Raw genomic sequence first — 10,491 nt, forward strand, 5'->3', positions numbered from 1 at the left:
GGGTGTACGTAACCGCGCAGCCGCCGACGACCAACCCGCCCACCGGCGGCTGCGCGGTTACGTACACCCCGAACGTGTGGAGCGGTGGCTTCACCGCCGAGATCCGGGTGACCAACCGGGGCGCGGCCCTCAACGGTTGGCGGCTCACCTTCACCGTCGGTTCCGGGGTACGCCTGACCAGCGGCTGGAACGGCGAGTGGAGCCAGTCCGGCGACCGGATCGAGGTCCGCAATGTCGCCTGGAACGGCAGTCTGCCCAGCGGCGGCACGGTCAGCGTCGGCTTCCAGGGCACCTGGACGGGCGCCAACCTGCCGGCACCCGGCGCCTTCGCCCTCAACGGCGTCACCTGCGCCTGATCGGCCCGTAGGGGCCCTTGCCACCGCCCACTCCCGGGCGTGGGGCAGGGGCCCCTCCGCGTGGCGACCGCGGGGCGCCGGATCGCCCGGCGACGCCGCGCGGCTCGCGGGCGGCCGGGTCGGCTAAGCGCGGGTGACCCCCGGTCGGGTCCGGGATGCGGTGGGCGCGTTATCGCCGCCCCGCGGCGGGAACGCGATCACCGACGAAGGAGGAGACCCATGACCACACAGTCGAGTCCCTCGGCCTGGCAGCCGGGTGTGACGGGCGGCGGCACCCTCCCGTCGGGCCCCGGCGGTCGAACGGCGGCACCCAGCGGTGACGGGCACGGCCCGCAGACCGGCCCACCGACCGTGACGGTCGGTTCGTACCCGGACTATCCGTCCGCCCAGCGGCTGGTGGACTATCTGGCGGACAACCGGTTCCCGGTGGAACGGACCGCCATCGTCGGCACCAACCTGACCCTGGTGGAAACCGTGCTGGGCCGGATGACCACCGGGCGCGCGGCCCTCATCGGTGCCGGTACGGGTGCCTGGTTCGGTCTGTTCATCGGCCTGCTGTTCGGCATCTTCACCATCACGAACTGGGTCGCGGTGATCCTGGCCGGCCTGGTCATCGGTGCCGTCTGGGGCGCGGTCTTCGGCGCCGTCGCGCACGCGATGACGGGCGGGCGGCGGGACTTCACCTCCGCCAGTTCACTGCGCGCCAGTCAGTACGCGGTGATCGTGGACGCGGACGTGGCGGAACAGGCCCGTCAACTGCTGGGCCGGCTGCACCTCGGCGAGCGTACGCCGCAGACCGCGGCCTGACCCGGTCGATCAGCCCCACGGGCGGCCCCGCCGAGCGGGGCCGCCCGCTGGCTCCCAGGCCCGACCGGTGTGCATCTTTCAAACCTTCATCATCGGACCTCGACGCTGTCGCGCGTCGACTATGAGCTGGGCCACCGAGGCATCGTTCAAATTTTGAATACAGTGCTACCATCGGCGCATGACCGAGAGCCTGGACAACGCCCGCCTGACCGCCTGGCGGGCGTACATCGAGGCCAGCCAGCGGTTGTTCACCCGGCTGGAGGACGATCTGCGCGTGGCCAGCGGGCTGAGCTTCGCCGACTACCACGTGCTGGTGCTGCTCTCCGAGGCGCCGGGGCAACGACTGCGGATGGGCGAGCTGGCCGGCCGGTTGGTCTTCTCGCCCAGCCGGCTGACGTACCAGGTCTCGTCCATGCAGCGACGCGGCATGGTCGCCCGGCAGCCGTGTCCGGAGGACGGGCGGGGCAGCGAGGCGGTGCTCACCGCCGCCGGGCTGCTGGCCCTGCGCGAGGCCGCACCGCACCACCTGCACTCGGTACGCACCCACCTGATGGACGACCTCGACGACGCCGAGGTCGCCTGCCTGACCATGATCTTCACCCGGCTCGGCCGGCGGCTACAGGGGGTCGGCGGCACCGACGCCGCCCTCGCCACCGCCCCCAGCGACAGTTAGAGGAGTCCCGATGCCCGCCATCACCGTCGACAACGTCCTCGTCCTGCCCCGGCTGCCGCGGCTCGACGAGTCCACCACGTTCCGGCCGGTCCGCCGGCTGACCACCGCGCCCAGCGGCTACGAGGGCGAGGGCTTCCCGGTGCGCCGGGCCTTCGCCGGGGTGCCGACGAGCGAGCTGGACCCGTTCATCCACCTCGACCAGATGGGCGAGGTCGACTACGCGCCCGGCGAGCCGAAGGGCACCTCGTGGCATCCGCACCGGGGCTTCGAGACCGTCACCTACATCATCGACGGCATCTTCGACCACCAGGACAGCCACGGCGGCGGTGGCACCATCACCAACGGCGACACCCAGTGGATGACGGCCGGCAGCGGCCTGCTGCACATCGAGGCGCCGCCGGAGCATCTGGTGGTCAGCGGTGGCCTGTTCCACGGCACGCAGCTGTGGGTCAACCTGCCCAAGGTGGCCAAGATGAACCCGCCGAAGTACCAGGACATCCGCGGCAGCCAGGCGGCGCTACTCACCACACCGGACGGTGGCGCGCTGATCCGGGTGATCGCCGGGGAGATCGCCGGGCACCAGGGTCCGGGTGCCACGCACACCCCGATCGCCGTCACCCACGTGACGGTCGAGCCCGGGGCGCAGGTCGACCTGCCCTGGCGGTCGGACTTCAACGCCCTGGTCTACGTGCTGGCCGGCCGGGGCACGGTCGGCACGGATCAGCGGCCGGTGCACACCGGTCAGCTCGCCGTTTACGGGCCGGGCGACGCCCTGCGCTTCGCGGCCGACGCCCGACAGGACAGCCACACCCCGGCGTTGGAGCTCTACATCATGGGCGGCCAGCCGATCCGGGAGCCGGTGGCACACTACGGCCCATTCGTGATGAACACCCGGGACGAACTGATCCAGGCGTTCGAGGACTTCCAGGCCGGACGGCTCGGGGTGATCCCGGCGGAGCGACTGCCGCACACCGACGGTCAGGGCCCGCGCCCCTGACCAGCGCGACGGCGTCGCGTGTGGGGGCGCCCCGGTGCGACCGGGGCGCCCCCACGGCTGGGGCACATGCCCTGGTCAGGAGACGGCAAATATGCCGGCCACGCCGAGGATGACCATCACCAGTACGGCCAACAGCGCCCCTCGCTCACCCTCCACCGCCTGTTCACGGCGCTCGGTCACGAAGTTCGTCGTTTCGCCGGGCATGGTGGAGCCTCCTCGCTGATCGGCTAGGGGATCGGGAAGGCGGGAACGTCAGACGTTGTGGTCTCACCGCATCGAAACGTGCGCCAACCCGGTGTCTGAGTTACCCATCTCGACCAGCGGAAACCCTCGCCGGGCCACGGATTTCACCAAAGCCGGGCAGCTCCGCGGCGGCGCGGACGTCAGCGGCCTACCGGGTGGTCCACGACCCCGACAGCCGATCGCTGCGACCCCGCGGCCGGCGCGGGCGCCAGCTCGCCGAGCACGGTCAGGCCGCCCGGGTAGGCGAAGGAGGACCGCGGGGAGTAATAGCCCCAGGCGATGGTGAGCGGGTTCTCCGGCCGCAACGCGTAGATCGGGTGGTCGGGGTCGACGAACTCCACGGATTCGATCTCGAAGGAGCTGACCGGTTCGGCGACGACCGGATAGATGCTGCTGACCAGCTGACCGTGCAGCGTGGTGAGGTACCGGTGGTGGCCGTTGCGCATCGCGTGCCCCGTCTCGCCGACGCGGACCTGGGCCCGGATCATCGGGGCACCGTCGATGCCGGTCGCGGTGACCAGGGTGTCGCCGTGCGCGGTGATCGTGGTGTGGCCGGCCAGCGCGGGGGCGCCCCGGGCGAGGGCGTAGTTGCGGACCCGGTCGCTGGAGGTGACGTAGTGGGTCCACCAGCCACCCGGGGTCACCCCGTCGGGGGCGTCCATGCCGGCGAGGGTCACCCCGAGGTAGGTCAGCGAGTACGAACCGAAGCCGGAGGTCTGGCTCTCGTCGTCCACCACGTACTGATTCATGAAGACCTGCCGGTCCGGGTGCGGCCGTAGCCCGGCCGGGACCAGCGCCGCCACCGCGTCCGGATCCGCCGGCAGCCAGCTGAAGTACAGCGTCCGGCAGTTCACGACGAGTTGGGGAACGGCAGGGTCGAGCACGGCACCTCCGATCAGGGCTTTACCCGCGACGCTAGGCCCAGTCCCATCGACGGGACAACGACGGAAAGGCGACAGTCGATCAGCGACCGCCCCGTGCATCAGCCGGTCGGCCGGACGCCACGCCCGTCCGGCGGGACAGGGTGGGGCGGGCGGCCATCCAAGCCCTGTCCGAACCGGCCGCGAAGCTTCGAAACCGGACTCCGGGCGCCCTTGATCAGCCCGACACGGTGACCACTTTTGCGGCATTTCTAACTTTAAATAACTTAAGTACATCGTCCGTTCGGCTAGATTTCTGGGAGACGATCGGGCTAAGGTGACTCCCGAACGGACTAATGGCACTACACCAAAGCGTCACGTCTTGATCCGCGGACGAGGTGCAGGGAGGACCACCATGACCGCGCCAACGATCAGCGAGCCGGCGACCACACCGGCGAAGGCGGCCCCGAAACTCGATCCGAGGTCGCTCTCCGACAGCGCAACCGACCTGCTGAACGCGATGGCCGCGCTACCCGCGGGGCACCCGTCCCGCGCCGCGCTGCGGGACCGCGCGATCGAGGCCTGGGTTCCGCTGGCCAATCACCTCGCCCACCGCTACAGCGGTCGCGGCGAGCCCACCGACGACCTCGCCCAAACTGCGGCCGTCGGCCTCATCAAGGCCATCGACAAGTTCGACCCCTCTCGGGGCGTCGACTTCGCCGGCTACGCGATCCCCACGATCATCGGCGAGCTGAAGCGGCACTTCCGCGACCGGACCTGGGACATCCGCGTCCCGCGGCGGTTGCAGGAGCTGCGGCTGGCCATCTCCGACGCCAACAGCTCGTTGCTGCAGAGCCTGGGTCGCTCGCCGACGGTGGCCGACATCGCCGCTCACCTCAAGATCACCGAGGAAGAGGTCCTGGAGGGCCTGGAGGGCGCCCGCGCCTACAACGCCGTGTCGCTGTCCACCCCGACCGGCGACGGCGAGCGGGCGACCGAACTCGGCGACATGCTCGGCGGCGAGGACGGCGAGTTCGAGCTGGCCGAGTTGCGGGTGGCGCTGGGCCCGGCACTGGCCACGCTGGACGAACGCGAGCAGAAGATCCTGACGCTGCGGTTCTACGGCAACCTGACGCAGTCGCAGATCGCCGAGCAGATCGGCGTGTCACAGATGCACGTGTCCCGGCTGCTGGCCCGGGCACTGACCAAGCTGCGGGGGCAGCTCGACGGGACGTACTAGGTAGGGGGTGGCGGCGAGGTGGCCGGGTCCTGAAGACCCGGCCACCTCGTCGTGCCTGCGCCGCGTCAGCGGGCGACCGGCTCCCGCCACATCGGCCAGAACGGCGTGCCGTCGGGCAGCCGGAACGGCTCGGACCCCCGGTAGCCGTGCCGCGCGTACAGGGACCGACTGATCTCGCTGCTCGCCTCCAGGTATCCCGCTACCCCGTTGGCGTCCAGCCAGGCGTGGTGGTGATGCAGCAGCGCCGTGCCGATGCCCTGGCCCTGGCGATCCGGCTGGACCGCCAGCAGCGCCAGATGATGGTGATCCTCGTGCGGGTGGTTCGCGGCGAACAGTTCGTCGAGGTGGACGAAGCGCGGCGTCCACTCCCCGCACGCGGCGGCCAGCCGGGCGTCGTAGTCCTCCGGCGGCGGCAGCGGTTCACCGACCGACGGCAGCCAGACCGCCACCCCGGCCCGGTTTTCGGCGCCGAACACCAGACCGTGCCGCAGGGCGTACGCCACGATGATCTCGAAGTTGCCGGCCAGCACCGCTTCCCGCTTGGCCTCGTCGGGCACCAGCCACCGGGTGGCGGGCAGCACCATGAACGACTCGGCGATCCGCTCGGCCACCCACCGGGCGTCCTCCGGGCCGAGTTGCACGATCGTCGGCTGGGTCACCGCCGCACCTCCGCGCCGGTCGACACCGGGTCGGTGCCCGAAGGGGGTGCGACCGCCGTGGCGCTCTCCGCGCCGAGGCCGATCCGGGCGTACGTGTCGGGCCGGTTGCGCCGCAGCGCCACCCCCCACAGCGCGCCGAGCAGCGCCGCCACCGGGTACACCGCCGGGAAGAGCCAACGCAGCGGCGAGTCGGGCTCGACCCCGAGCAGGTTGGCGAAGTTCTGCACCGCCAGCACGATGATCGCGGTCAGCGCGATCGCGGCGATCCCCGGGGCGATCAGCCGCCGCCACAGCGTCTCCTGCTCGCCGCTGCGGGCGAAGTACGTGATGATCGCAACCGCGGTGGTGGCGATCATCAGCAGCACCCCGAAGCCGCCGCTGGTGCCGAGCCAGAAGAACAGTTGCAGGACCGGGTCCCAGCCGTTGACCGCGTACAGCAGGATCACCACCAGGCCGAGCCCGCTCTGCGCCAGCGAGGCGGCCTGCGGCGCACCGGTCATCGGCGAGGTCCGGCCGAACACCGCCGGCAGCACCCGCTCCCGGCCCAGCGCGAACGTGTACCGCGCGGTGGTGTTGTGGAACGAGATCATCGCGGCCAGCACCGAGGTCAGGAAGAGCGCCTGCCCGATGGTGAGGACGGTGTCGCCGAGGTGCGCCCCGGCCAGGTTGAAGATCAGCCCGACGCTCTGGGCGCCGGCCTCCTCGACGATGCGGTCCGGCCCGACGGCCACCGTCATGCTCCACGAGGAGAGCGCGTAGACCACGGCGATGATCGCCACCGAGAGGTAGGTGGCCATCGGCACGGTGCGCTTCGGGTCCTTGCTCTCCTCGCTGAACACCACCGAGGCCTCGAAGCCGACGAAGCCGAGGATCGCCAGCACCAGCACCGCACCGACGCCGGGCACGAAGAAGTTGTCCGGCGAGAACGCGGCGAAGCTGACGCTACCGCCGGCCGGGTTGCCCAGTTGGGCGAGGTCGAACACCACGATGACGGCGATCTCGGCGCACAGCAGTACGGCCAGCACCATCCCGTTGATGTCCACCCGGAGCAACCCGAGCACCCCCACCAGCGCCCAGGCCACCAGCGCCACGATCCACCACTGCGGCTGGATGCCGAACAGCCGGTCGAGCACCGGCTCGGCCGCAGCGCCGATGGCACCGTAGAGCCCGACCTGGAGGGCGTTGTAGGCGATCAACGCGACCCAGGCGGTGCCCACCCCGGCCGGCCGCCCCAGCCCACGGGTGACGTACGCGTAGAAGGCACCGGCGTTGGCCATCCGGCGGGCCATCGCCACGTAGCCGGCGGAGAACAGGGCCAGCACGGCGGCGACCGCCAGGAAGGCCAGCGGGATGCCGAGCACCCCGATGACCCCGTAGCCGGTGGTGACCACACCGGCGACCACGGTCAGCGGTGCTGCGGCGGAGAGGACGAAGAAGACGACCGAGGGCACGCCGAGCCGGCCACGCGCCAGCGCCTCGGAGACATTGCTTGGTCGTTCGGTTGTCGCTGTCGAGGACATGACTGCTCCGGTTTGAGGGAGGGGGAAGGGTTACCGGGTCAGGGGATGCCGCGCAGCACGGCCGCACCGACGGCGGACTCCGTGTGCGCCACGAGTTCCTTCAGCGGAGCCGGCAGAGCCGGGATGATCAGGTTGAGCCGGTGGTGGGCGCGGGGGCCGGCGCTCCACAACACCTCGCGGGTCAACCCGGCGGCGGCGATCAGGCCGAGCAGCAGTGCGTCGGGCACGCTCGGCGGCTCCGACCGCTCCAGCACCGCACGCAGGCGGGTGGCCGGCCAGGCGGCCACGTTGAGATCGATGGGCAGGTACGTGACGGTGGTCCGGAGCAGCCGCCGGTTCTCCTGCCGGCGCAGCACGCCGGCCCGGGCCAGCCGTTCCCCCACCGAGGTCACCGCGGTCTGGGCGAGGAAGCTCAGCCAGGTCCGGACCGCCTGGTGCTGGGCCTCGCCGATCAGCTGGTCCAGCACGGTGTGCGCCAGCGCGTCGGCCGGCGGACGCCGGTCGATCACGGTGACCTGACCGGAGGTGACGGTGATGTGTCCATAGAGGATCAGCTCACCGAGCAGCCCACCGGCCAGCCCGAGACCGGCCGCTGCCGGATGCAGCTTCGCCTTGCCCCGGGTGTCGTTGTGCGCGATCAGGAAGAACTCGTCGGCGATGAGCAAACGTCCTCCCAGGCCGGCCGTCCATAGTGATCGCTAACCCGGGAAAGGATGCACCTCCCGCAACTGCAATGCAACTCCCGTTTTTCACGGTTGCACTCCGTGCAGGGACGACCTGCGTATCTGGCCGTGACAGACTCGGAGGGTGACCGCGAGCCCCACCGTCCGCCGCCGCCGCATCGCCCGGGAACTGCGCCAGTTGCGCGAACGCGCCGGGATGACCCTGGATGTCGCCGCCCGGCAGCTGGACATGTCCAAGAGCAACCTGTCCCGCATCGAGAACGCCCAGATCGGCATCAAGCCCCGCGACGTACGCGCGGCGCTGGCGCTGTACGAGGTGACCGGCAACGACGCCGAGGCGCTCATCGAGATCGCCCGCGGCGCCCAGCAGCGCGGCTGGTGGCAGCACTACAGCGACGTGCTGCCGGAGTGGTTCGAGTTCTACGTCGGACTGGAGGCCGAGGCGGCCACCCTGCGCACGTACGAGGCCGAGGCGGTGCCCGGCCTGCTGCAGACCGAGGCGTACGCCCGGGAGATCTACCGGCGGACGGCGGGCGAGGACGACCTGGATCGCAAGGTGGCCGCCCGGCTGCGCCGGCAGGACGTGCTGCGCAACGAGGACTCCCCAGTGGAGCTGTCGGTCGTGCTGAACGAGGCAGTGTTGCTACGCCCCGTAGGCGGCCGGGCCGTCATGGCCGGGCAGCTCACCCACCTTGAGGCCGTCGCTCATCTACCGAACGTCACCATGCAGGTACTTCCGTTCGAGGCCGGTGGGCATCCCGCGATGAACTCGCCGTACGTGATCCTCACGTTCGCCGACGCGGCCGACGCCGCCGTGGTCTACCTGGAAAATCTCACGACAGGCCTGGCACTGGAGGAGGGCGGACAGGTGCGCTCGTATAGCCTTGTGCACGAGGAGCTGCGCCAGCTGGCGCTCGATCCGGCGGCGTCCTTGGTCCGCCTGAAAGAAGCTTCTCGCTACTTTACGTGACCGCTGCAACGCGGTCACTCTCGGTACCGACGAAGGGATCGCGATGACCGCGCTCGACCTGTCCCGGGCGGAGTGGCGCACCAGTACGCGCAGTGTGGGCAACGGCAACTGCGTCGAGGTCGCCACCGTCGACGGTCGGATCGCGGTACGGGACAGCAAGGATCGCCACGGGCCGATCCTGGCCTTCCCCCCGTCGGCCTGGAACGCCTTCGTCGCTGGCCTCGGCGCGGCCCCCACCCGCTGATCCGCCGGCGGGCAGACGCCGGACACACCGACTGATCCCGGCAGGCCGGCACGGGACGCGCCGACTGGCGGCCGAGGGCCGGTGCGAGACTGGGCCGTGCTTTCCGACGTGCCCATCGACCTGCCGGTCCGACCGGCGCTGCCGGCGTTGGTGGCGGCACTGCGCTCGGTGGGCGCCGCCGTCCTGGTCGCCCCGCCGGGCACCGGCAAGACCACCCTCGCCCCGCTGGCGGTGGCCGATGCGGTCGACGGTCGGGTGATCGTCGCCGAACCGCGCCGGCTGGCCGCCCGCGCGGCGGCCCGCCGGATGGCCGCCCTGCTCGGCGAACGGGTCGGCGACCGGGTCGGGTACGCCGTGCGCGGCGAGCGCCGGGCCGGCCCGCAGACCCGGGTCGAGGTGGTCACCACCGGGCTGCTGGTCCGCCGGCTGCACCACGACCCCGAGCTGGCCGGCGTCGGCGCGGTGCTGCTCGACGAGTGCCACGAACGGCAGCTCGACGCCGACCTCGCGCTCGCCTTCGCGGTCGAGTCCCGGGCCGCGCTGCGGCCGGACCTGTGGCTGGCGGCGATGTCCGCGACCCCGCAGGCGGACCGCTTCGCCGCCCTGCTCGGCGGCGCGGCACCCGCGCCGGTCGTCCGGGCGGCGTCGGCGCTGCACCCGGTGACCCGGGTCTGGGCGCCGCCGTCCCGGCCACTGCCGCCGCCCGGCGCGGGGCCGGTGGACCGGGCCCTGCTGGACCACGTCGCGGCCACCGTCCGGCGGGCCCTGCGGGAACGCGAGGGGGACCTGCTGGTCTTCCTGCCCGGGGTGGGCGAGATCGGCGCCGTCGCCGGCCGGCTGGCCGACCTGCGCGACGACGTCGACGTGTTGCGGTTGCACGGCCGTCAGGGCGGCACCGAACAGGACGCCGCCCTGACGGCCGGACAACGGCGGCGGGTGGTGCTGGCCACGGCGGTGGCGGAGAGCAGCGTGACCGTGCCGGGCGTGCGGACGGTGGTCGACGCCGGACTGTCCCGGGTGTCCAGACTGGACCTGGCCCGAGGGCTGGGCGCGCTGGTCACCGTGCCGGTGTCCCGGGCCGCGGCCACCCAGCGGGCCGGCCGGGCCGGCCGGGAGGCGCCCGGCCACGTCTACCGCTGCTGGTCGCAGGCCGCGCACGAGCGGCTGCCGGCGCAGCCGGAGCCGGAGATCGCCACCGCCGACCTCACCGGGTTCGCCCTGGAGCTGGCCGCCTGGGGC

At 71.8% G+C, this 10,491-nt stretch carries 13 protein-coding genes; 8 read left to right on the forward strand and 5 right to left on the reverse strand.

Features of this window, described 5'->3' with window-relative positions; genetic code table 11:
- The 4 genes from C1I95_RS27560 to C1I95_RS27575 form a co-directional block, all read left to right on the forward strand.
- On the forward strand, positions 1 to 356 hold a 356-nt coding region (locus tag C1I95_RS27560), incomplete at its 5' end, for a cellulose binding domain-containing protein (protein ID WP_199523932.1).
- Between the two features lie 219 nt (positions 357 to 575).
- Positions 576 to 1,163 carry a general stress protein gene (locus C1I95_RS27565; RefSeq protein WP_111218079.1) on the forward strand — a complete coding sequence of 196 codons (588 nt, stop codon included), beginning with the start codon at positions 576 to 578 and terminating at the stop codon, positions 1,161 to 1,163.
- 178 nt (positions 1,164 to 1,341) lie between these two features.
- Positions 1,342 to 1,836, forward strand: coding sequence for a MarR family winged helix-turn-helix transcriptional regulator (locus tag C1I95_RS27570; RefSeq protein WP_111218081.1), 495 nt, complete (start codon positions 1,342 to 1,344; stop codon positions 1,834 to 1,836).
- A gap of 10 nt (positions 1,837 to 1,846) precedes the next feature.
- A complete protein-coding gene (locus C1I95_RS27575; protein WP_111218083.1) occupies positions 1,847 to 2,833 on the forward strand; it encodes a pirin family protein in 987 nt (328 codons plus the stop codon).
- 75 nt (positions 2,834 to 2,908) lie between these two features.
- Here the strand turns inward: C1I95_RS27575 and C1I95_RS36965 are convergent, their stop codons facing one another.
- Positions 2,909 to 3,037, reverse strand: a complete 129-nt coding sequence (locus C1I95_RS36965; protein ID WP_267900724.1) for a hypothetical protein — start codon at positions 3,035 to 3,037, stop codon at positions 2,909 to 2,911.
- A 179-nt stretch (positions 3,038 to 3,216) separates the two neighbouring features.
- Positions 3,217 to 3,960, reverse strand: coding sequence for an acetoacetate decarboxylase family protein (locus C1I95_RS27580; protein WP_233513917.1), 744 nt, complete (start codon positions 3,958 to 3,960; stop codon positions 3,217 to 3,219).
- 391 nt (positions 3,961 to 4,351) lie between these two features.
- Between C1I95_RS27580 and C1I95_RS27585 the strand changes: the two genes are divergently transcribed.
- The gene (locus C1I95_RS27585; RefSeq protein WP_111218085.1) at positions 4,352 to 5,176 is read left to right on the forward strand and encodes a SigB/SigF/SigG family RNA polymerase sigma factor; all 825 of its coding nucleotides are present in this window, start codon (positions 4,352 to 4,354) and stop codon (positions 5,174 to 5,176) included.
- Between the two features lie 65 nt (positions 5,177 to 5,241).
- Here the strand turns inward: C1I95_RS27585 and C1I95_RS27590 are convergent, their stop codons facing one another.
- The 3 genes from C1I95_RS27590 to C1I95_RS27600 are packed head-to-tail and all read right to left on the reverse strand — an operon-like array spanning position 5,242 to position 8,020.
- Positions 5,242 to 5,835, reverse strand: a complete 594-nt coding sequence (locus C1I95_RS27590; protein WP_111218087.1) for a GNAT family N-acetyltransferase — start codon at positions 5,833 to 5,835, stop codon at positions 5,242 to 5,244.
- Positions 5,832 to 7,355: an APC family permease gene (locus C1I95_RS27595; RefSeq protein ID WP_111218089.1), complete on the reverse strand. Its 1,524-nt coding sequence runs from the start codon at positions 7,353 to 7,355 to the stop codon at positions 5,832 to 5,834. Before C1I95_RS27595 ends, C1I95_RS27590 begins: the two co-directional genes overlap by 4 nt.
- Positions 7,356 to 7,393: 38 nt before the next feature.
- Complete coding sequence (locus C1I95_RS27600) at positions 7,394 to 8,020, reverse strand: GOLPH3/VPS74 family protein (RefSeq protein ID WP_111218091.1); 627 nt, start codon at positions 8,018 to 8,020, stop codon at positions 7,394 to 7,396.
- Between the two features lie 142 nt (positions 8,021 to 8,162).
- Here C1I95_RS27600 and C1I95_RS27605 point away from each other — a divergent pair, with 142 nt between their 5' ends.
- The 3 genes from C1I95_RS27605 to C1I95_RS27615 all read left to right on the forward strand — a co-directional run.
- Positions 8,163 to 9,008, forward strand: a complete 846-nt coding sequence (locus tag C1I95_RS27605) for a helix-turn-helix domain-containing protein (RefSeq protein ID WP_111218093.1) — start codon at positions 8,163 to 8,165, stop codon at positions 9,006 to 9,008.
- 43 nt (positions 9,009 to 9,051) lie between these two features.
- Entirely contained in the window at positions 9,052 to 9,252 is a 201-nt protein-coding gene (locus tag C1I95_RS27610; protein ID WP_111218095.1) for a DUF397 domain-containing protein, read from the forward strand.
- A 96-nt stretch (positions 9,253 to 9,348) separates the two neighbouring features.
- Positions 9,349 to 10,491, forward strand: a 1,143-nt coding sequence (locus C1I95_RS27615; RefSeq protein ID WP_146605867.1) for a helicase-related protein, incomplete at its 3' end; no start/stop codon positions are given.

It is taken from the genome of Micromonospora craterilacus, assembly GCF_003236315.1.
GTDB lineage: Bacteria > Actinomycetota > Actinomycetes > Mycobacteriales > Micromonosporaceae > Micromonospora > Micromonospora craterilacus.